This is a genomic window from Paenibacillus sp. Marseille-Q4541 (assembly GCF_018310695.1).
Lineage (GTDB): Bacteria > Bacillota > Bacilli > Paenibacillales > Paenibacillaceae > Paenibacillus.
This window is the reverse complement of the sequence record NZ_JAGXCY010000009.1, coordinates 37,779-59,754: the sequence shown is the minus strand read 5'-3', so window position 1 is coordinate 59,754 and position 21,976 is coordinate 37,779. Positions and strand designations below refer to the sequence as shown.

The window sequence follows — 21,976 nt, the reverse complement described above, 5'->3', positions numbered from 1 at the left end:
TCACAGCAATCCCTCCAATACCCCTGTAAATTCATCGATCTCTTCTTTGGTCCGGCGCTCTGTAACAGCAATCAGCATATGACCTTCAAACTCTGGATACTCACGGGCAAGGTCGTAGCCCCCAATAAAACCAGCGTCCAAGAGCTTGGATTGCAGCTGGTCAATATTTGTACCTTCGGGCAGTTTGATGACAAATTCATTAAAGGTTGGTGCTGTAAATGGAGTGGATACTCCTTTTATGGAAGTCAGCTTATTTTTCGTATAGTGACTCTTTTGCAGGTTGAGCTGAGCGACATCAAGCATTCCTTGTTTACCGAGAAGGGACATATACACAGATGCACTTAGTGCGAGTAGCGCCTGATTAGAGCAAATGTTAGAAGTCGCCTTTTCACGGCGGATGTGTTGTTCACGTGCTTGCAATGTAAGCACAAAACCACGGCGTCCATAGCGATCGGTCGTTTGACCAACGATTCGTCCTGGCATCCGGCGCATATGATCTTTGGATACAGCGAAGAATCCGCAGGTAGGTCCACCATAAGAACCAGAAATTCCGAGTGGCTGAGCATCACCTACAACAATGTCAGCACCTAGATTTCCAGGAGCTTCAAGGAGTCCAAGGGAAATCGGGTTGCTGCTAACGATGAGCAGTCCTTTCTTAGCGTGGGCCAGATCTGCAGCAGCCTTAATATCTTCGACACTACCGAAAAAGTTCGGACTTTGCATCATTACAGCAGCTGTATCCTCACCTATTGCTGCGGCGAGAGCTTCCATATCGGTAATTCCGTTTCTTACGCCGATTTCTACCACTTCAATATTCAATCCGTGAGCATAGGAAGCAAGAACCTGACGAGATTCTGGATGTACAGAACGGGACACAATCAGTTTTTTACGGCGAGTTGCACCGGCAGCGAGATTGCCCGCTTCAGCAAAAGCCGTTGCTCCGTCATACATACTTGCGTTGGCTACTGCCATACCTGTGAGTTCGCAAATATAAGATTGGAATTCAAAAATGGCTTGTAATTCTCCTTGGCTGATTTCCGGTTGATAAGGGGTATAAGCCGTATAGAATTCAGAACGAGAAATCATATGATTGATAACAGAAGGAACGTGATGATCATAAATCCCTGCACCTAGAAAACTAGCATGCGTATCTGCATTCGCGTTACGTCCAGCAAGACGGGACATGTGGCGTGTCAGTGCATATTCGTCGAGCTTGGAGGAAACGGGCAGTTCTCCTTTAAAGCGAATTTTCTCCGGAATGTCTTGAAACAGATCCTCGATCGTTTCGGCTCCAACCGCTGCCAGCATTTCCGTCTGGTCTTGATCAGTCATCGGAAGGTAACGGTTTTTCATCATTCATTCGCTCCTTTTGTTGTGCTTGTAGTTTGTTTCGGTCTTTTATAAAAAGGGGTTTTGATCACTTCCGCTTGCAGAAGTTTTCCCCGAATTTCAACTTCAATTGGGGTACCAGGCTCTGTATACTGAATATCAATCAGTGCAAGGCCAAGGTTCCGCTTCAGTGTCGGAGACTGCGTTCCTGTCGTTACTTCTCCAATCTGTTTGCCTTCAGCATAGACCGGATAGTGAGAACGAGGAATTCCGCGATCCGTAATTTCGAGCCCCACTAGTTTGCGGGTAAGACCTTCTGTCTTCTGCTGTTCAAGTGTAGCACGGCCGATGAAGTCGCCGGCATTCCATTTTACAAACATGCCTACGCCCGCTTCGAGTGGTGAAATGGTAGGAGAGAGTTCTTGACCATACAGTGGCAGACGAGCTTCAAAGCGAAGCGTATCCCGTGCACCAAGTCCAATTGGCAAAATCTCAAAAGCTTCTCCAGCTTCCATAAGACCTTTCCATACCTGAACCGCTCCATCAGCAGGAACATAAATTTCAAATCCGTCTTCTCCGGTATAACCTGTGCGGGATACAATCGCATTTATACCGCATACTTCAGCTCCATCGATAAAACGGAAGGCACCCAGCTCAGCTACTTGTTCCTTCGTCACTTTTGCTATCACATCAGCAGCGTTTGGACCTTGAAGTGCTAGTAGTGCAGTTTGGTTCGATTCATTTACCATATGAACACCATCAGGCATATGCTCTTGAAGCCATTCCCAGTCTTTATCAATATTTGATGCATTTACAACGAGCATGTATTGTTGTTCACCGCGTTTGTATACGAGTAGATCGTCAACCACGCCGCCAGTTGGGTAACACATGAGTGTGTACTGTGCCTGACCTATAACAAGAGCGGAGATATCATTTGTAAGCATACTTTGTAAAAAGGAAGCAGCATTCGTTCCTTCTACACGAAATTCTCCCATATGAGATACATCAAATAAGCCGACACGATTCCGTACCGCTTCATGTTCTTTCTGGATTCCACTGAAGGATACAGGCAGCTCCCAGCCACCAAAATCAATACATCTTGCGCCTTCATACTGTGCATAAAGAGGGAAAAGCGGTGTTCTTAACAGATCAGACATGGTTTCACCTCGAGAAGGCCTAAAAAGGCCGGATTGTTGGAATAAAAGGGTGTAGTCGAAAAAGGGAAAGGGTTTAGGAAAAAGACAGCTAAAAATTTCAATAGAAAAAGGACAGGCCAAAGAAAAAGACACGCATGATAAAATGCATGTGTTCTTCTTAGGCTCTGTCCTTTGTACCTGAGAGTTACCCCGCCTTGGTAGAAAGCGGGTTTCCCCTTGGGTGATCCTTATTAACAAGGGCTTCATGTATGTGATAAATATTCGTATGCGCCTGTTATGGATGCTCTCCAGAGTTGCGTCCGGTAAAGGTCCTTTTGCCTGAGAGATTCACCTTTCGCTTATCGAGAGGTTTACTCCTTCGGCGTTACCAATTCGTTTCGTTTAGCATGAATACGTTCTGACAGACCAGAAAGGAATTCCGGTAGGCAGCGATAAAGCCAATACGTCCGGTGGGTAATCTCTCCCTTTACTTTCAACCGCATGTAAATAACAAAGTTTTCTAACTCCATTAAAGCGTGTGCCCTCTCTTCATGTCAAGGACTATGTAAGATATAAGATTATTTTTGTAAGCATTCTTGACACATTGATTCGTGATGCTTTACGCTATGGGAGGAAAAAGGGCAAGGTTCATACGGAAAAGACACAATCCTATTTTTAAAAGAAGCGAGGCTGACAATAAGATGAGCGAAGTCGTTAATGGTTTATTGTATAGTGAAGAGCATGAATGGGTTCAAACACTAGAGGGAGATCTAGTTCGGATCGGAATTACGGAGTTTGCTCAGCATCAGCTGGGGGATATTGTGTTTGTGGAATTGCCTGAATCAGGGACGGAAGTAAGCAGTGAGGACAGCATTGGTACTATTGAATCCGTTAAAACGGTATCCGATTTGTTCGCACCCGTAAGCGGTACGGTTGTCCGTGTAAACGAGCAACTGCAAGACGAGCCAGAACTCGTCAACTCTGCACCTTATGGCGAAGGCTGGATGATTGAAATTAAAGTAAATGATGATATTAAAGCAGCGCTTGCCAAATTGATGGATGCGGATGCTTACCGTGCACACACAGCGGAATAATTCGTAATTGATTGTGTTGGTGTCATTTTTTTAAGAGCAAATACCCTAACAAAAGAAGCTGTACTTGTCTTGTTTGAAGACATGTGCAGCTTCTTTTTTTGGATGTGGATCAATAGTAACTGGCAGCCCTAGTGTGGTTAGCAAATTATTAAAAAACATCTCTTCCCTTGGAATTTTACTAGAGTCAGTTCATGTCTTCCTTACCTGTCATTCTGGTGTAACAAACGTACCATAAGATAAAGGCAGTAAGAAGAAATGTGAATGGTAGGTGCGTTCACCATCAGGGAGGAAGAAAAAAGATGAAAAATAGTACATTTGTAGTTACGGGTGGTACAGGTTCGTGGGGAGTTGAGCTCGTTTCGCAACTGCTAAATTTGGGTGCCAAGGAAGTTCGTATTTTCTCCCGTAACGAAATGAGACAGGTAGAGATGGAACAGCATTTTGCTGACTTTAAAGATAGATTATGCTTTGTAATTGGAGATATAAGGGAGAAAGACGAAGTAATACAGGTATGTGAAGGGGCAGATTATGTATTTCATTTGGCTGCTTTGAAGCATGTACCGATCTGTGAACATCAGCCTTTGGAGGCTTTGAAGACAAACGTAACAGGTACGCAAAATGTCATTGAGGCTTCGATTCAGAATAAAGTGAAAAAGATGATATATGTGTCCACGGACAAAGTTTCCTCTCCTTCAAGCACTTATGGAATGACCAAAGCGATCGGGGAAAAGCTTACTATCCATGCAAATACAAGAGAAACGGCGACGCGGTTTATTTGTGTACGAAGCGGAAATGTACTGGGATCAAACGGGAGTGTCGTTCCGTTATTTAAGAAACAAATTGAAAAAGGGCAAGAGATGAGTGTTACCGACTTCCGAATGACAAGGTTTTTCCTTAGCATACAGGAAGCCGTTGCATTATTGCTCATCGCAGCGGAGCGTGGTCTAGGGGGAGAGACCTTTGTAATGAACATGCCTGCTGTTCGGATAATAGATATTGCGGATGTACTCATTGAATCCTCAGGGAAAGTAGGTATTGGCATTAAAGAGACCGGAATACGGGCGGGAGAGAAGCTGGACGAAGTGCTTTTTAATGAAGAGGAGAGCTGTCGTACTTGGCAATGGAACGATCACTATTATTTGATTTTACCGTCTGTTCATATCCCGGGACTTCATTCGCATTACAAGCATTTGGAGCTTGCTCCGATATCCGAACTTCGTTCAGGTGTAAAACCAATAACGAAATCAGAAGTACAGCAGATGCTGGATCGGGGTGGCTTTCTAACCTTCGACTCCTGTCATGGTATGTCCACAGGAGGGAAAGGGGAAAGATGAAAACAATAGAGAGAAATGAGATAAGTAGAAAGAGTATTGTATTTACGGGCGGTGGGTCTGCCGGGCATATTATGATCAATCTTGTACTGATCAAGAAATTCAGGGAAGAAGGCTGGAATATTCATTATATCGGATCAAAACATGGGATGGAAAAAGAACTGGTATCTGCCTATGAAGACGTACACTATTACGGTATTTCTTCCGGTAAACTCCGTCGTTATTGGGACTGGAATAATGTCAAGGACCCATTTAAAGTGCTCAAAGGAATTGTACAATCATACTTCTTGATCCGGAAAATAAAAGCGAATGTAGTATTCGCTGCGGGTGGCTTCGTCTCGGTTCCTGTTGTGATTGGGGGGTGGCTAAACCGGGTTCCCGTGCTCATTCGTGAGCCGGATCGGACCTTTGGACTTGCTAACCGTATTTCGCTCCCCTTTGCTACCAAAGTATGTACAAGCTATGAAGAAACAGGTAATGAACTTCCTCTCTACAAAGTCGTTCATATCGGAGGCGTCGTAAGAGAGGAACTTAAGGAAGGGAGTCTTCTTCGAGGTATGCATGAGACTGGTTTTACTAGGGATAAACCTGTGCTACTAATGATGGGCGGAAGTCAGGGGGCCAGAATACTCAATGAGGTACTTGCAACTTGTATTGATGATCTGCTCACAGACTTTCAGGTTGTACATTTATGCGGTAAAGGAAAGGCAGAACAATTCAGTGGAGTGGAGCGTACGGGATACAAAGTAATGGAGTATGCTGGGGATGAACTGCCGGATTTGCTTGCTATGGCTGATGTCGTGGTATCAAGAGCGGGTTCTACTTCGCTGTTTGAACTGTTGTCTATGCGCAAACCGATGCTGCTTGTTCCCTTATCAAATGGAAGCAGAGGAGAGCAGCGCGTGAACAGTGAAGCTTTCCAGCAAGCTGGCTATGCAGAAGTTCTTCCAGAGGAAGACCTGAATGGGCAGACACTGACTGAGGCGATAAGAGCTCTCTATAGAGACAGAGAATCCTATATAAATCAGATGAAAACAGTAAATCACGATCATGCCGCGGACAAGCTAGTGACCCTTATTAAGCAAACCGCGAAAACGACCATACCGGAGGGACTATGAACGTACTGATTGCAGACGATGAACCTGATATGCTCAAAATACTCAAAGTGTATTTTGAACGAGAAGGCTATACTGTATTTCTGGCAGCGGACGGAGAAGAAGCGCTTGATCTCTTTTATACACATCGGGTTGATCTGGCTATACTCGACTGGATGATGCCAGGCATGAGTGGTCTTTTGGTGTGTAAAGAAATGAAGAGTAAAAGCGACATCAAAGTATTAATGCTTACTGCAAAAAGCGAAGATGAGGATGAACTTACGGCTCTGACAGGCGGTGCTGACGAGTATGTGAAAAAACCTTTTTATCCCCAGGTGCTTCTTGCCAGAGCCAAAAAACTGTTGAAATTAGAGTACAGTATCACCTTTGCTGATATTAGGCTCGATTTAACAGCGAAGAAAATCTACAAAAAAGAAGAAGATCTCTATGCGACAAAAACGGAATATGAACTGTTACGCTGTTTTCTGAACAACAAGGGGCGAATCCTTACTCGTAAACAATTGCTAGATCTGGTGTGGGGTTTTGACTATTTCGGGGAAGAGCGAACGGTGGATACGCATGTAAGAAGACTTCGCGAAAAAATAGGAGAATCCTATATTAAGACACACCGGGGGATTGGTTACAGTCTGGAGGAGATCCATGAGTAAGCTGGGCCGTAAACTGACCTTCAGTATTTCTCTTGCCATTATCGTTATTTTTGCAATCTCCATCCTACTAACACAGTTTTTCTTGCCTAAATATTATTTGTACAAAACAAAAGAAAAAACAGCTCACGCAGTAAGAGAAATTCAGGAGATAGATAAGGCGCTGGACGTAGATGCTACGGCAGTACTGGCTTCTCTTGAAGATAAATATAACATCACTATTGTCTATGAACCGCTGGGTCAAAACATTAATAATTTGAATGATCAGATTCTTACTGAGCTCGCGCGAAAAAAAATAACACTCCATAAATTCTGGATTACGGAAGAGACGCTGGAGAGGCTCCAAGACGGAGAAACGGTAAATAAACTATATGATCAGGAGAAGCTGAAATCGAGCTTTTTTTCGAGTTTTTTTGTGAAGGATGGAGCACTGATCCTTGTTGGAATCTCGGTTGCTCATTTTAGCGAGACGGCTACAATCGTAAATGAATTTAATCTATACATGCTAGGCTTTTCTTTGTTACTTGTTGTGACCCTGGTTTGGCTGTTATCGAGAAAGATTACGACCCCGCTACAGGATTTAAAAGAGGTTTCCCAGGATATCGCGGAACTGAATTTCAAGACTGTTCGGATTCGTACTCATGATGAAATTGAGGATCTGGCGCACAGCATTAATATTATGAGCGGCAAATTGAATCAAGCGCATGAGGAGCTTAGGCAGAAGAACGAAAACCTGAAGATCATGATGGCTGACCTAACCCATGAACTGAAGACACCGCTTGCCTTAATTCGTGCCTACTGCATGGGGATCAAGGATGGATTTGACGATGGAACCTATTTGGATACCATTCTAAGACAAACCGATCATGTGTCCGGTGTCATTGAAGATCTGCTGCATTTTGCCAAAATGGAAAGGGATGAACTTCATTTTACTACGTTTGATGTTAGGGGCGTACTTATAAAATGTCTTGAGCCGTACCAGATTGAAACGAAACGAAGAGACATGCAGTGGAATGTGGCCATTTCGAGTAAGCCGCTTTTTATACATGCGGATGAAGCCAAAATCGAAATGGTATTTATGAATTTCATTAGTAATGCGGTTAAATATACAGCGGATAACAGGGTAACTATTGATCTGGAAGACAAAGATGATGTGATTGTGTTTTCTATTCGTAACGGGGCCATCATGAAGAATGCCGATATGCTGGAGCAGATCTGGGAACCTTTTTATGTACTAGACGCAGCGAGAAGCAAGCAGGTATCAGGGACGGGCCTAGGACTTGCGATTGTAAAATCGATTCTAGTAAGACATCAGATAGAACACGATGTAACCTGGAATGGGAAAGAGATTATATTTACACTTATTTTTAAGAAAGAATCCTGATTTGCTTTTGGAGAATTGGGATTCTTTTTTTTGTTGTTGTAAAACTGGTGTAACAAAGCAGTCCTATAGTGAACAAGAGGAAAGAATCATCGCAGGAGGCTATAGGGGAATGAAAAAAGAACAAGAACAAGAACAAGATCACGATCAAAATAAAAAAATACAAGACCGAAACCAAAAAAAAGTGAAATGGAAAAGGATGCTTCTGCTATCTCTTGGATTGCTAGTATTTGGGACCGGTATATTCAGCTATAACATCTATCGTACAGTGGCAAACTCTGTCCAGACGATGTATAAACCACTCGAAGGAGACCTTAGTAAATTGGCTTCTGTTCAGTTATTGGAACCGGTATCGATTCTTCTGATGGGAGTAGATGAAAGGCCTGGTGATGAGGGACGTTCGGATACAATGGTTGTTCTTACTGTGAATCCAAAGACAGAGAAAACGACCATGGTCAGCATTCCGCGAGATACAAAAGCCTATATTCCAATGAAGGAAAGATACAATAAAATAAACGCTGCCTATGCCTATGGGGGGGTAGAGGGAGCAGTGGAGACAGTGGAGAAGTTTCTTGATATTCCCATTCATTATTATGTGAAGATGAACATGGAAGGATTTCGGGACATTGTAGATGCAGTTGGTGGAATCGATATAGATAACCCGTTTGCTTTTACACTGGAAGACGTATATATCCCCGAAGGGAAACAACATGTAGATGGAAAAACAGCATTACAATATGCACGGATGCGCAAAGAAGATCCACGTGGAGATTTTGGCAGACAGCAGCGGCAGCGTGAGGTTATTGAACAGGTCATTAAGGAAGGAGCCAGTTTGCGCTCCCTTGGCAATACAACTGCCATACTGAACGCTCTAGAGAAAAATATAGAAACGAACCTAACGCTAGATCAAATCATTACAATGCAGCGGTCCTACAGCAAGGCATCAAACCAGATCGAGCAGATCGAGATTAAAGGAGAAGGAGGCATGTTCGGGGGAGATATTTGGTATTATGTCGTGGATGAACAGACGAAAAAAGAGCTATCTAAAGCACTTCAAAAAGAATTGGAGTTAGAGTCAGTTAGTTCCAGAAAATTGTAAAATAATAAGGAACATTTCCATGTGGGGAATGTTCCTTTTATTGTTCTATAACCAGAGTGACGAAAGATTACGGTTACTTTGATTGACCCACAACAGTGGCTTTGTAAAAGAGAGGGTCTTCTGCAGGAGTGATCTCGACGATGGCAGACTCTTTAGGTGAAACAAGCTCAATCTGTGCTCCGACTCGGTTTTCTTGAGATAAGGAAGGAGACCAGTAGATGGTATCACCAGGCATGAGGTTTGCTACGATACCAGTATCAATATAAGTAAGAGATGAATCACTATACTGTACATATAGGTTTCCGGAAGAAGTTCTTACCTCGATTGGACCTGACGTTGCTTCATCCGTCTGAATTGGAAAACCTCGAACACTGCTTAGCAGAGGTGAATATTGATCTATTAACAGATTGATCTTCATAGGAGCAAGCGCCGAAGAGGATTCCAGATGAAAGACCGGAGGAGAAGCTGCCGGTGGAGCAGGAAGCAGTAGAGTGATGGCGAGTAAAGGAACCGCAAGCGTGAGACGAATGACTTTTTTAGAAAAGGAAAACCTGACAGATTTACTGTTCGATAGAAACATAGGTATCCTCCTAAATTGAGTTTATTAGTAGTTATCATATCAGTTTAGATTATAAAAAACACCTTTTTCAAATTGGATTAGGCAATCCATATTCTACTAAAAGTAGGATTAGCGATTATAAAGAACGTAATCCGGAAGGATTGAGCGGAGGTCATCTTCAGCGAGTATGTATAATCAGAGTGGCTGCAAACAGGCTTTGAGTAGAAGCAAAGGGACCGTAGAGGCCCCTTTTTAGTGCAGTGTTACTGAATTAAAGTAGATCACGGGACATGGATAGTTTTAATATGGTCAGTATGCATAATTAGTGTGTTTCCCTCCGCTTCTACTAATTCTAGCAGGTTACCGTCCAAGTATTTTAAAAATCCAGCTCTATAGGGCTTGTCTCCTAGATTTAAGATAACTAATTCTCCTTCTAGTTTCTTGATCTGTTGATCCAGTGTTCGGGAAAGTGGCTTTGAGGCGGGTTGTAAAGGGAAGTGTTCATGACTTAGGGAGAAGGGGGTGGTGTTAGGTGGATAGGGAACAATATATTTTAGGTGATCTACAGATATATATACAGAACGATGCAATGGAGAAAAAAACACAAAGTAGTCGTTCATAATGGCCGTTACGTATCCATGAAGAGATTTATCCCCGACTGATATTTCGCTAAAATACCCTCTTGAATTCATCAATATTTTACGGTATGAGATATTATTATGGTCGATGGCGGGATCAGGAGGAAGGGTGATTATTGGATTATTATTCGTTGTCAGTCTCATTTGCTGTAGATGATGAATCGGAATATATATGAACCTGCTCTCCCCATATATGACGAAAATATCATTACCGATATCTATAATTTCTCCTTGAATTGGAATTCTACAGCCCGATAGTATCAACTCGACTTGTTTACCTAACCAAGATTTATTCATTTGCACGGTTTTCCTCCTCTCAAAACAGAATTAATGTCCAAATATATAAGGAAACTAGGCTAATAATCAGACCTATAGGTACCACTATAAACGTTACTTTCATATACTGTTTCCATGAGATGTGGATGTGGTGAGTCTTTAAAATAAACATCCAAATTAGTGTGGCGAGTGTTCCAATCGGTGTTAAGAGGGCCCCGATATCACTTCCTAAAATATTGGCAAGATAGGCTAGGTGAAGTTGCTGATCGGAAAGGCCTAAATCCGTAACTACGAAAGTTCCGATCATAACAGAAGGAAGATTGTTTACTAGATTTGATAAAATGGTGAGCATGATCCCTGATGCAGCAATCAAGCTTGCATCTCCCATTTCTGCTAGTGGTTTTAGTAGAGTAATTATTGATTCTGTTACTCCTGCTCGATGCAGGCTGTCCACAATCACATAGATACTGAATGCAAACAGTAAGATATGCCAAGGCGTCTGGGTCACTACATCTTTTACTCCTTGCCGGGTTCGGTAGTATCTAACAGCTAACATGAGTACCACACCTGTTATAGCAACAGCTTCCATGGGAATGCCGAAGCTCTCGGCAAGGAAAAAACCCGCACGAATCAACACAACAATGCTAATACAGACTCGGAATAACCACCAATCTACTTTTTCTTGATTTTCTGGTGGTGTCTGCAATGGATGGTAGCTTGTAGAAGAGAGTTGGATAGGGAAATGGTGGATTTTTTTAGGGATATTTGTACGGAAATAATAGTAGAGTAATAGTGTAATACTTATTATGCCAAGCATGGAGGGTAGAAACATCATTAGAGTGTATTGATTTAAATCTAAACCGACCATTTTGAGTGCAATGAGATTGGCCAGATTACTTAAACCGATTGGGGCACTCGAAGCAGTGGCTACTAAAGCACCGGAGATAAGATAAGGAAGCTTTTGATGCATTTTCAAACGCAGTATGGAGCAGATTCGGATAATAATGGGGGTTGTAATTAAAATACTTCCGTCATTGTTGAAAAATATCGTCATAAGAAAACAAAGTAAGATGATGAGCCAGTATAACTTTATGCCTGAACCTCTTGCTTTATCAATCATATTTATGGCGATCCAGCGAAAAAATCCTATACTATCCAAGATAATGGACATGACAATGGTGGAAAGAATGGTAACTGCTGCACCCGACACGATGCCAAAAATCTCAATAATGTTGGTATAGCTGCTTACCCCTGTAATAATAAGAAGGAGAGCGCCCAGCGAGGTAGGAATGGATTCATTGATTCCGCGTGGGCGCCACATTAAAAAAATAACCGTAGTGATGAACACCCCAAAGGTTAGCCATAGTTGATAATCGAGCATTCTATTGGGATTCACCTCCTAGGGGAAGAATTCCTTGCGAAAGCTGAATAACGGTTTCTTCAGACGGAGTAAACCTCTTAGGAAGTACAATCCAATATAGAGGCACACCAGTTATTAATATCGCTATGAATATCAACATTATTATTCCCCCCTTTAGTTGACTAAAATGAGTTGGTCTATATTCTATTAATTCTATTAATTATTTCGAAGATTTTTTTCGGGTTAAACATGGTGTTCAAGTTCTTTGCTTGAAATTGGTTGCCTCTAAACTATTTACCTTTAGATTGGTTGCTTTTAGATTGGTTGCCTTTGGATTGGTTGCCCTGAGATTGGTTACTATTTTCTTTATTTCCTTGGCTGGTGTTGTTATTTTTCTGATCTTTACCAAGGACAGAAATCGATTTGACATGATATAAAGGAATCCGTACAATTTCTTGATTTTTCAAAGTCATGACCAGTTGATTTTGATCAGCATCTGCAAGTATTCCTTCTAGTTTTTCGGGTCCGCCACGATTGATTTGTACGCGTTGATAACGTAAGGATCGCATTACCCCAAGAAAGTTGTTGGATCGAATTGGATCTTGCATAAATCCTCTAGCACCACCGGAACGGCCTGTATCTGTGATGCTTTTAATATGGGATTCATTCACATAGACTAGTCCTTCTTTGCAGTGGACTACCATATGGTCCCATCTTACATCCATTAATGTTCCTTCGATTGCATCGGGTCCTCCTCGATTAATTTTTACTCCTCTTCCTAATAATCCTCGCATGTTCATAGCCATTAATATGTTCCCCTTTCTCCTATTTGAAATTGATAGACTAGAAGAGTTGATGTCAGAATGTTCCCCTTCATTTGTCATTCAAGTCTATCTGTAGTTTATTAATATGTGACTGTCTATCGAATGGGACTAGCCAAACATACATTTGATCGATTAATTGGCATAAATCTACTTATTGATCTCAATTTAATAGATTACATAGAGCGATTGCCCTATTCTGAACCGTCTAGGTATGAGAGAGGTAAATAGGAATGTGTATCAGCCCTTACGGCTTATTGAGTTTTTGCATACGATACACTTAAAAAGCCTACAGAGGTAATATGCATAAGGGAAAGGTGGAGAGACATGGCATTACCTGTGTACCACATTGTCGTACCCACGAAAGAATATGAGAAGTTAAGTTCTGATATCTGGTCTAATACATTCGTAAATGCAGTAATGAGTATTGGAGGAAAGGAACAATCGATCCGACTGAGATATAGAGGAGGACATACGCGAGGTTACATTAAGAAATCCTTCGAGATTCGTACAATAAGTAAAACATATCACTTTAATGCGGAGTACGATGATCCTTCCCTTTTGCGCAATGCTCTGTCGTTTCGTTATTTTGAGTCTATTGGTGTTCCAGCTCCTTCAACACAGCACTGCGTCCTATACATGAATGGTGAACCTATGGGAGTTTACTTGAGAATTGAGAGTGTCAAAATGGCTTTCTTCCGTAAAAGAAACATTCCTGTCAGCAGCATTTACTATGCAGTTAATGATCAAGCCGACTTTTCGATGGATTCGTATTTAGCCGATGAGGACAACACTCTGGGGTATTATCTTATTAAAGGAACAAGTAGTGACCAGGTAAAGCTTCATTCATTTATTAGGGAACTAAATCAGAAATCAAAGCTCGAATTACTTCAACTATTGCATAGCCGGGTAGATACAGATAATTATTTGCGCTGGTTATGCGGAGCAGTACTTACGGGGAACTACGACGGTTTTCATCAAAATTACACCCTGTTCGAAAGTAAGAAGCATAGAAAATATGGTATGATTCCATGGGATTATGAAGGAACTTGGGGGAGGAATTGCTACGGCACACGAGTGGATTCCAATATGGTCAGAATTCAAGGATATAACAAACTAACTGGTAAACTGCTAGCATACCGCGTATTTCGTCAGCAATACAAAAAACTAATGCGTAAATATTTAATAGAGTCATTTACAGAAAAACGTATTATGCCGATGATAAACCGTATGCATAAAAACATTGCTAATGAAGTTCACCAGGACCCATATTATAGATGGCATAGCGATGTATTCGCCTCAGAGCCGGAAATAATCCGTGATTATGTAGTGGCAAGACGTTGCTTTTTAAAAGAAGAACTTGCGAAGCTGTAGGAAATAATAAAGATTAAGACCTTGAAGGAATAAATAGTCCCTCAAGGTCTTAATCGGTCTATAGGTTGTTATTCAGAAGGCTAATAATGAAGCGTTCGTTGCTATTTCGCTGAGGAGAAGGGATCAGTACCTTTTGGCAACAGGTCGTTAAAGTTAAATGTGTACGTCGGGAATCCAGCCGCATACGGTGCAATTTCATACTGTTGATAGAAAACGGTAATTCCGCCCTCTTTCAAGTAGAAATCTGGATTTGTCTTTAATCCGTTAAATCCATCCGTATAGTCGTCATTTTTTGTTTTTTCCTTAAGCATCTTGTCCAGCTTTTTCTTTGCGCCTTCAGAGGAATGTAACAGATCATTTATGGAAAGCTGCTTTCCGTCCTTAAGCGAGAAAGTAAATCCTTCGCGCAGCGTCATCCCATGAGCACCGCCGACATATTCATAATTGTCAGTTACAATGCTGAGCACGCCTTCGCGGTTAAAGGTAAGTAGGAAGCTCCCGTTAAAATCGTAAGGTTGCTCAACTTTACCGTCACGTTTTTTCGATTTTGTCTTGGCCTCAGCTGCGAATGCCGATGCTTTATCTTTGAATACTTTGTTGATCGCTTCTTGAGCATCCGTGCTGCTAAGTCCACTCAGCTTAGGATAACGAATAAGAATAGTGGCGTTTTTATCTTGAGACGAGATAGTCTCCGAAGTAATCTGAACCTCGTTCATTTTTCTTTTAGATAGATTCAGGCTTTTGGAAGATGCATTATAATCGCCTTGGAATCCCATATATTCACTTAGGACTTTAAAAGGTACATAAATCTTGCCACCTATATTCTTCGCTTCATAATTGCTGCTGTTGTCTCCAATATATCTGTCGTTAATATAAGTATTAATTCCATAATCAGATACCTCAAGACTCAGTTTCAAGATCCCGGACCCAACGTTATAGGTTTTTGTTTTAGATGTGTAAGTCAGTGGCAGACCTGCGGCATCACGGAGGATGGAGATTGGAATCATTGTATTCCCATCAACCAATTTTCCCTGTAGCTGAAGCACATTTCCATTATATTTTAGGGTCACACCCGATTGTGCTGACTGCTGAACTGCGGGTTTAGCTTCAGAGGCCGCAGCATGCTGACCTCCCAACATTCCGATATTCCCGATGAGTGCTCCTGCAGCGAATACAGCTACTGCTCGTTTCATTTGTTTGTTCATTAGTGAACGTCTCCTCTCAAAACTTTGTAAGTAAATGCTAACCTTATGTTTTTATTACCCAGTTTTTACCGCTTCTATATTATAAAAAAGGATTTTGTGTATGTGTTTACATTCGGGGTTACAGTATTGTGGTTAAACGGGGGCGAAAGAAAAGACTTTGTTAACCTTTATTCATAAATGCTGATCGATGTAAGTGAAAGTATAGGAGTAATGTGGACAAGTTTATTTCCATAAAGCACTAAGAAAAAAACAATTTATTCCAAAATAGTGGTTTACAATTCCAGTTTAGCATGATAATCTATTTTTGCAGATCGATGATCTAAATAAACAGATCGTTAAAAGGAGCTGACATTTTATGAATGAAGAAATGCTGAATATATCGATAGAACAATCCAAATTATTAAGTAGTGCACTTCGAGTTAAAATAATTAAGTATCTGCTTGATACTCCAAAAACTTCAAAACAAGTAGCTGATCTTCTTGGTGAATCTGGCGGAAATGTCCATTACCATATCAAAAAATTGTATGATGGCGGATTAATTGAAATGGTGGAAGAAAAAAAGAACGGTGGAGTTATCGAAAAGTATTATCAATCGAAGTCCAAGTGGTTTAACACGGCAGGTTCAGAACTCTCAGACCCTGTACTTAGCGATCAATTTGAGTCAGCAGATGCTACCAGAATGAGTATTCGACTGGAATTATCTAAAGCGTTGCAAGAAGAAATGGCGAATGAATTTAGAGCCTTTCTAGAAAGTTGGGTGGAGAAATCAACAACTGATCATAGCAAAGACAAACAGGAATTTAGTATTGGAGTCAAGATGATATCTACCAAGCCTAAAGGCGAAAAGAAAGGGTGAATGGTAAGGCTATGAACCTGTTCATGAATCGAAATTTCATGTTAATGTTCTTTGGGAGACTGGTTACAAATGTAGGTGACTCTATCTATGCAGTTGCTGCGATGTGGCTTGTATCGGAACTTGGAGGATCTACTTTCTATACAGGGCTAGCCGGCTTCCTTTCACTCATTCCAAGATTTATTCAATTTTTCAGTGGTCCCATCATAGATCGCATATCTATACGCTACTTACTTATTAATACGCAGCTCATTCAAGCCATCCTACTGTTAGTCATTCCAGTAGCCAGTTATTTCGGCCAGTTACATGTCACCCTTGTTCTCATCATATCGCCTCTGATTTCTGTATTTAACACCCTCATTTACCCCGCACAAATGTCATCATTACCCAGCTTCGTAAACAAAAAAGATCTCACAAAGGCCAATTCTTATTTCACCTTTGCGGGTCAGGGCATTGATACCTTTTGTAATGCAATTTCCGGTGTTCTGATCGTGATGATCGGAGCCGTCTCCATTTACTTATTAGATTCCGTGCTATTTATGATCAGTGCTATTTTATTCTCATTCCTTAGAATTCCGAAACATGTGCAGCAATCAGAGCCGAGTAATAAAGCCAAAAAGGAGAAGATATCAGCTATTTTGCACCGTTATAAAATAGAGCTTCTGGAAGGAATTCATATACTACTAGGCAAATCTTTTTCAAGACTTCTTTGGGGAATGATTCTCATTAACTTTGTCGGAGGAGCGACCTTTGTCGTCTTGCCTGCGTTCAGTAAGTTACATGGGGGGCCAGAAATGTATGGCTACTTACTGATGGGGCAGGCGATGGGAAGTATGCTAGGAGCCTTAATCGCCCCTTTATTAAAACTAGAGAAATATGGAATGGGCCTCATTTATGGGATTGCATTTTCTATCAGCGGTATATTGTGGACCCTTAGTGTCTTCAGTCCCAATATATGGATCATGATATTTATATACGGCTTGTCTTGGGTTCCAGGCGGTGTAACTAATATTCTAATCAATACCTATATTCAAAAAGGAATCCCCGAACATCTACTGGGAAGAGTATTTTCGGCGTCCTACAGTTTGAGCGGTATTGCTGCGCCTCTTGGATCACTTTGTGGAGGTATTTTGGGAGAATTCTTTGGAAGTGAAGTGATTATTGGTTTCAGCGGACTGTCTGTATTATTGATAGGGTTCTATTGGTTGATTGACAAAACGACACGTAAACTCCCAAGCTCCGAAAACGTCACGGAAAAGGTGTTTCAAGGATAAAAAATAACAATATATAGAAGAAACTTCTTTCTCAATTCCTTCATTAATGATAGCATTAAAGTACCAAATTTTTGAAAAAGGAGAATTGATTTGGAAAATATTCTAGGTGTTAAATCCGTTACTGCTGAAGCTAGCATCCAAGCGCCTTTAGAGTTGGTTTGGTATGCCTGGGTCATTTCGGAACGTGTATCAGAATGGTTTGCTCCCCAAGCGATTATAGAAGCAAGAGATGGAGGGGCATATGAGTTATATTTTGTTCCTGGAAATGTAACGAATATGAATACCAAAGGGTGTAAGGTCACTAAATTTAATGAAAAAAAGGAGCTCCATTTCACTTGGAAAGGACCAGACCCATTTGAAAAAATAATGAATCATGAGAAAGAGTTAACGATTGTAGAAGTTACTTTTGATTCAGTAGACGACTGTACTACAATAGTAAACGTGCGTCATACAGGTTTTAAGGATGAGGAAAGCTGGGATGAAGCAGTAAACTGGCATCAAATGGCATGGCCCGAAGTTCTTGGCAGCTTAAAGTCTGCTCTTGAAAAGGGCGAAGGAAATTTATGCTGTCAGCCTTAAAAAAGACGAAAAAGCACCCGATAGAGCAGACACTGTAAGTATCTGTTCCTTCGGGTGCTTTTTCGTTTTCGTAGTTACTGTCTTTCTTTCTCAGTGAGAAAGGCTCTTACACAGGCCTCACATACACAAGATTTCATTCTTTGTTCGTCAGGAATTTGCGCTAGCAGTTGTTTTGGAATAGACAAATTCATGCACCAACATTCCTTAGCTGGTTTTCCGGCAGCGTAGGCACAGTGATTAGCTTCTCCGCATAAAGGACAGATCAGCGGATTGTTACTTACTTGTGTGTCCATACAGAACCCCGCCTATTTTTATTAACCCGAAAATGTGTCCGTCTTGTTCTGATCCTGTAAAGGGGCTGCCGCCCGTTCCTGTATAGCGAAGAAAAAGAAATAGCCTAGGTTCATAACAAAAAACACAATATTAAACCATATTTGATTCATGTAGAAAATGATGGAGATTAGGATCAGGAACAGAATCATAAGTGTCATAACAACGGTATGTTCGAATTTAATTTTTAGTCTATCATATTTCTCGGGTTTAAAGCCGAAATGTTGTTTGTACATTATCCAGGAAATGAGGATGAGAACAGCGCCACTCACCATCTGAAGGAGGTAGCCATTAAAGGCAGTTTCGGTAGCCGTTTCAATTGAGCCGAATATGACTACAAGTAGCAAACTTTGTATCACTGCAAAAATGACGTAACTGAGTACGGTACAAAAAAGAGACCATAACATTGGAATTTTAACAATGATGTTGAAGAATAGGACGATCATCAAGAGTGTAATAACAGGGACAAGGAAAGGTACGTCCAGTTCATTCCTTAGTAGAAAGCTTTGAAGATTAATAAGTGTAATGACGATGAGCGCACGGCCGATGTGATCGGTCATTTTTAGCCGGAAGAGAGACATTATGAGCGAGAATAATGCAAGAGTTTCCACAGCAGAGAAAAACATAAATCCTAAAAATTCCATTCAGGGCCTCCTAAAATAATAAATCTCTATGTTGAAAGCCCGTTTCTTTCCTTCTTAATCAGATAGGCTATCAAAGCACAACTTGAATATTTTACATGAATGGCCCACATCTGTAAATTAAAATAAATAAATGAAGAGATTTTTCTATTTATTAATAATAAAAGCAGTAAAGGCAGCCGACATGTACAATCGGCTGCCTTTTGTGTACCATCTGCAAGAATAACGAATGTTGTCATTTTTTTTCGTTAGTCTAGTCGTCATATTCAAATTGAATGTAGGCGGGGAAGGTTTCTAACATTCGATCACAGATCTTCTGGTTTTTTTTCGATAATGAGCCCAGGCACATGTTTCCTGGACATTAACTTACGTTTTTTGCGGGCATCTTTAGATTCAAACACAATATCAAAATCGTAGTCCTCCGGATAAAGTTCTTCAGCCGAAATATGAAGCTTTACTCTTTTACTGGCGATCTGAATTCGTTTGCCCTTCACAATCACGGTGCACTGCCCTCTCGCATCTTCTTCTTCAGCGATAATTCCCGACTCCTTCATAAAAGGAATATAGACACGATCGCCAATTTGGATCCGTTGTTTGATCTGATCCTTGTCTTTATGCTCACCGGTATTCACAACCTCAGATGAAAGCTTAGGCTTGGGCTCCAAAATATGAGGCTCTTTCTCCTCACAACGATTGAGTAGAGTAGAGCTAGGTTCTTCTTGTACTTTTTCAGGCTTAGTTACAGCAGATTCCATGGAAGGCGGGAAAGAAGTTGCTACCGGTTTCGCCGCAATTTCCTTGGAGCGTTCAATAATGTGAGGCGGGATTCCGAGCTTCAGTGCAATAGCAAAGGCATAACTCTGTCCTGCTTGCCCAATCGTAAGACGATACAGTGGTTTAAGAGAATCCGTATCGAATTCCATCCGCGCGTTTTCAAACCCAGGCGTACTGCCTGCAAAGTTTTTGATTTCGGTAAAATGTGTAGTTGCTACAACGACCGCTTTTCTTTTGTGTAATTCTTCAAGCAGGGCAATCGATAGTCCGGTGCCTTCACCAGGATCTGTCCCGGAAGCCATCTCGTCAATGAGGACGAGGGTAGACGCATTTGCTGTGTTCAGAATTTCAATCATGTTCTTAATATGAGCGGAAAAGGTACTGAGTGCATGTTCAATGCTCTGTCCATCTCCGATATCCACGGTAATCTGTTCAAAAATACTGAGTTTACTTCCTTCTCCAACCGGAACAAGTAGACCGGACTGGGCCATCAAGGTAAGCAGACCAATCGTTTTTAAACAGAGCGTCTTCCCGCCTGTATTCGGACCCGTAATAATGAGGGATCGGTAAGCATCACCAATGTGGAAGTCCAGTGGAACCATGTTTCCTACAAGTGGATGCCTTGCTTCATGTAAATCGATGATACCATCGCTCGTCATTTCTACGGATCTCGCTTGCATAGACAGGGCATAACGTGCTTTCGCAAATAAAAAGTCGTATAGTCCTACGGTATCTGTGTTGATCTTTAGTTCATAAATGCTTGACTCAGCGAGCACTGTAAGTTCACTAAGGATTTTACTTTCTTCACGCTGTTCCTGCGCTTTGTGCATATTCAGTTCCATTTGCAACATGGAAATATCAGCAGGTTCAATAAATACGGTCTGGCCACTAGCCGACTCATCAACGACGTTGCCTTTTAGCAGCTTGCGGAATTCTTTTTGGACAGGAAGACAATAACGTTCCCCGCGTTTTGTAACCAGCTGATCTTGCAGAATAGAACGATGTTTGCTTAGTAAAGCGTCGAGTTTCTTTTTCATTCGTTCTTCTGCAATGGCTACTTGTTTGCGCGTCTTAGCCAGTTCTTTGCTAGCTTGATCCGTAATTCTCCCTAAATAAATACATCTTTCTATTTCCTCACGAAGTGGATCCAGGGTATACATGGAATCTGCATAGGATGCCACATTTGGAGCCGTGTCTTTTTTGCTGTTCATGTATTTTTTAAGTTGATGACAACTGCGCAAAAATTGCAGTAAATTCATAAAATCATGTTCTGTAAACAGATAACCTGTGCCGAGCAGATTCATTATATTCTCCATTCCGGTAAGGGATGGAAGCGGAACGCTCGCTCCATAACGAATAAGCCCAAGGGCTTCTTCTGTTTCGGCTAGTTTTTGACGAATGACTCTGACATTCATGATGGGTGTAAGTTGCTCCGTTTGGGCAACACCGAGATAGGATACGGTATAACCTTTGAGTTGTTCTTTCACGATTTCAAATTCTAGACGTTGCATGCTATTGATGTTCATGGGAATGCTCCTTTTCATTTACTAAATTTTGTGAAAATAAAAAAGGCAGAGAAATGAACGATCGCGTTCATTTCTCTGCCTTTTTAAATGGGGAGATCCCGGATATGCCTAGCGTAGGATACTGGAAGTGATCACAGAAGATATTGTCTTCGTTCTGTACAAGCTTCTCGTTCACAGAACTAGATCCATACTTCGCATAATCATTTCCAAAATTTTACGCGGTGCTTTTGTAAACAGTACCTTTTGTATCGTGCTTGAGGTACAAAAAAAGCCGTGCTGAAAACAGCACGGCCTTACGTTCACAAATATCCGAGGGTACTACCCACTGGAGAGTTATGTTGTCCGCTGTTCTTAACTGATTTCAAGAGGATTCGTTAGTCACCTGTACTGCGCATCAAAAAATAAACGTCGCTAGTAGGGACGATAAAAAAGAAATCCTCTGTATGAAATTTGATTAGTTAAGAACATACCCCGACATGAAATTCTCTCCTTTGAATAGAAGTTACAGACTACTATATGCGGTGATGCGATAATTGTCAAACACTTGGTTGCCCACATACAGAATTATGGTATAGAATGGAAGTGGATTGATAAACAAATGGATAGAACGGGAGCCTGCGGAAGCAAGCTGAGAGTA

20 protein-coding genes and 2 riboswitches are annotated in these 21,976 nt (G+C 41.4%); of the genes, 10 read left to right on the top strand and 10 right to left on the bottom strand.

Annotated features, from left to right (window positions below; translation table 11 throughout):
• Both gcvPA and gcvT read right to left on the bottom strand, forming a co-directional pair.
• Window positions 1–1,356, bottom strand: a complete 1,356-nt coding sequence (gcvPA, locus tag KFT32_RS12310) for an aminomethyl-transferring glycine dehydrogenase subunit GcvPA (protein ID WP_283246429.1) — start codon at window positions 1,354–1,356, stop codon at window positions 1–3.
• The gene (gene gcvT, locus KFT32_RS12305; RefSeq protein WP_211747510.1) at window positions 1,353–2,486 is read right to left on the bottom strand and encodes a glycine cleavage system aminomethyltransferase GcvT; all 1,134 of its coding nucleotides are present in this window, start codon (window positions 2,484–2,486) and stop codon (window positions 1,353–1,355) included. Before gcvT ends, gcvPA begins: the two co-directional genes overlap by 4 nt.
• 162 nt (window positions 2,487–2,648) lie before the next feature.
• Window positions 2,649–2,779: riboswitch (glycine riboswitch) on the bottom strand.
• 3 nt (window positions 2,780–2,782) lie between these two features.
• Window positions 2,783–2,962, bottom strand: a riboswitch (glycine riboswitch).
• 204 nt (window positions 2,963–3,166) lie between these two features.
• On the opposite strand from gcvT, the gene gcvH reads away from it, so the two are divergent.
• The 6 genes from gcvH (at window position 3,167) to KFT32_RS12275 (ending at window position 9,129) form a co-directional block, all read left to right on the top strand.
• Entirely contained in the window at window positions 3,167–3,559 is a 393-nt protein-coding gene (gene gcvH, locus KFT32_RS12300) for a glycine cleavage system protein GcvH (protein ID WP_211747509.1), read from the top strand.
• Window positions 3,560–3,858: 299 nt separating this feature from the next.
• Complete coding sequence (locus KFT32_RS12295; protein ID WP_211747508.1) at window positions 3,859–4,893, top strand: polysaccharide biosynthesis protein; 1,035 nt, start codon at window positions 3,859–3,861, stop codon at window positions 4,891–4,893.
• A complete protein-coding gene (locus KFT32_RS12290; RefSeq protein ID WP_211747507.1) occupies window positions 4,890–6,008 on the top strand; it encodes an undecaprenyldiphospho-muramoylpentapeptide beta-N-acetylglucosaminyltransferase in 1,119 nt (372 codons plus the stop codon). Before KFT32_RS12295 ends, KFT32_RS12290 begins: the two co-directional genes overlap by 4 nt.
• On the top strand, window positions 6,005–6,652 hold the full coding sequence (locus KFT32_RS12285) for a response regulator transcription factor (protein ID WP_211747506.1): 648 nt from the start codon (window positions 6,005–6,007) through the stop codon (window positions 6,650–6,652). The genes KFT32_RS12290 and KFT32_RS12285 overlap by 4 nt, the downstream gene beginning before the upstream one ends.
• The gene (locus KFT32_RS12280; RefSeq protein WP_211747505.1) at window positions 6,645–8,033 is read left to right on the top strand and encodes a sensor histidine kinase; all 1,389 of its coding nucleotides are present in this window, start codon (window positions 6,645–6,647) and stop codon (window positions 8,031–8,033) included. Before KFT32_RS12285 ends, KFT32_RS12280 begins: the two co-directional genes overlap by 8 nt.
• 196 nt (window positions 8,034–8,229) lie before the next feature.
• Complete coding sequence (locus KFT32_RS12275) at window positions 8,230–9,129, top strand: LCP family glycopolymer transferase (RefSeq protein ID WP_249435851.1); 900 nt, start codon at window positions 8,230–8,232, stop codon at window positions 9,127–9,129.
• A 73-nt stretch (window positions 9,130–9,202) separates the two neighbouring features.
• Here KFT32_RS12275 and KFT32_RS12270 read toward each other — a convergent pair whose 3' ends face one another.
• The 4 genes from KFT32_RS12270 to KFT32_RS12255 all read right to left on the bottom strand — a co-directional run bounded on the left by KFT32_RS12270 (window position 9,203) and on the right by KFT32_RS12255 (window position 12,768).
• The gene (locus KFT32_RS12270; protein WP_211747503.1) at window positions 9,203–9,709 is read right to left on the bottom strand and encodes a hypothetical protein; all 507 of its coding nucleotides are present in this window, start codon (window positions 9,707–9,709) and stop codon (window positions 9,203–9,205) included.
• A 260-nt stretch (window positions 9,710–9,969) separates the two neighbouring features.
• Window positions 9,970–10,623, bottom strand: a complete 654-nt coding sequence (locus KFT32_RS12265; protein ID WP_249435850.1) for a DUF2642 domain-containing protein — start codon at window positions 10,621–10,623, stop codon at window positions 9,970–9,972.
• 19 nt (window positions 10,624–10,642) lie between these two features.
• Window positions 10,643–11,983 carry an arsenic transporter gene (locus KFT32_RS12260; RefSeq protein ID WP_211747501.1) on the bottom strand — a complete coding sequence of 447 codons (1,341 nt, stop codon included), beginning with the start codon at window positions 11,981–11,983 and terminating at the stop codon, window positions 10,643–10,645.
• Window positions 11,984–12,252: 269 nt separating this feature from the next.
• A complete protein-coding gene (locus KFT32_RS12255; RefSeq protein ID WP_211747500.1) occupies window positions 12,253–12,768 on the bottom strand; it encodes a hypothetical protein in 516 nt (171 codons plus the stop codon).
• A 342-nt stretch (window positions 12,769–13,110) separates the two neighbouring features.
• Here KFT32_RS12255 and KFT32_RS12250 point away from each other — a divergent pair, with 342 nt between their 5' ends.
• Window positions 13,111–14,157, top strand: a complete 1,047-nt coding sequence (locus tag KFT32_RS12250) for a CotH kinase family protein (protein ID WP_211747499.1) — start codon at window positions 13,111–13,113, stop codon at window positions 14,155–14,157.
• A gap of 101 nt (window positions 14,158–14,258) precedes the next feature.
• Here KFT32_RS12250 and KFT32_RS12245 read toward each other — a convergent pair whose 3' ends face one another.
• Window positions 14,259–15,362, bottom strand: a complete 1,104-nt coding sequence (locus tag KFT32_RS12245) for a PdaC/SigV domain-containing protein (RefSeq protein WP_211747498.1) — start codon at window positions 15,360–15,362, stop codon at window positions 14,259–14,261.
• A gap of 355 nt (window positions 15,363–15,717) precedes the next feature.
• Between KFT32_RS12245 and KFT32_RS12240 the strand changes: the two genes are divergently transcribed.
• From KFT32_RS12240 to KFT32_RS12230, 3 genes are all read left to right on the top strand, one after another.
• A complete protein-coding gene (locus KFT32_RS12240) occupies window positions 15,718–16,218 on the top strand; it encodes a winged helix-turn-helix domain-containing protein (protein ID WP_211747497.1) in 501 nt (166 codons plus the stop codon).
• A gap of 11 nt (window positions 16,219–16,229) precedes the next feature.
• Window positions 16,230–17,489: an MFS transporter gene (locus tag KFT32_RS12235; RefSeq protein WP_211747496.1), complete on the top strand. Its 1,260-nt coding sequence runs from the start codon at window positions 16,230–16,232 to the stop codon at window positions 17,487–17,489.
• A 90-nt stretch (window positions 17,490–17,579) separates the two neighbouring features.
• Window positions 17,580–18,068 carry an SRPBCC family protein gene (locus tag KFT32_RS12230; protein WP_211747495.1) on the top strand — a complete coding sequence of 163 codons (489 nt, stop codon included), beginning with the start codon at window positions 17,580–17,582 and terminating at the stop codon, window positions 18,066–18,068.
• 74 nt (window positions 18,069–18,142) lie between these two features.
• Here the strand turns inward: KFT32_RS12230 and KFT32_RS12225 are convergent, their stop codons facing one another.
• From KFT32_RS12225 to KFT32_RS12215, 3 genes are all read right to left on the bottom strand, one after another.
• Entirely contained in the window at window positions 18,143–18,361 is a 219-nt protein-coding gene (locus KFT32_RS12225) for a cysteine-rich CWC family protein (protein WP_211747494.1), read from the bottom strand.
• 21 nt (window positions 18,362–18,382) lie between these two features.
• Window positions 18,383–19,042, bottom strand: a complete 660-nt coding sequence (locus KFT32_RS12220) for a hypothetical protein (RefSeq protein ID WP_211747493.1) — start codon at window positions 19,040–19,042, stop codon at window positions 18,383–18,385.
• Window positions 19,043–19,344: 302 nt separating this feature from the next.
• On the bottom strand, window positions 19,345–21,339 hold the full coding sequence (locus KFT32_RS12215; RefSeq protein ID WP_211747492.1) for an endonuclease MutS2: 1,995 nt from the start codon (window positions 21,337–21,339) through the stop codon (window positions 19,345–19,347).
• Window positions 21,340–21,976 lie beyond the last annotated feature (637 nt).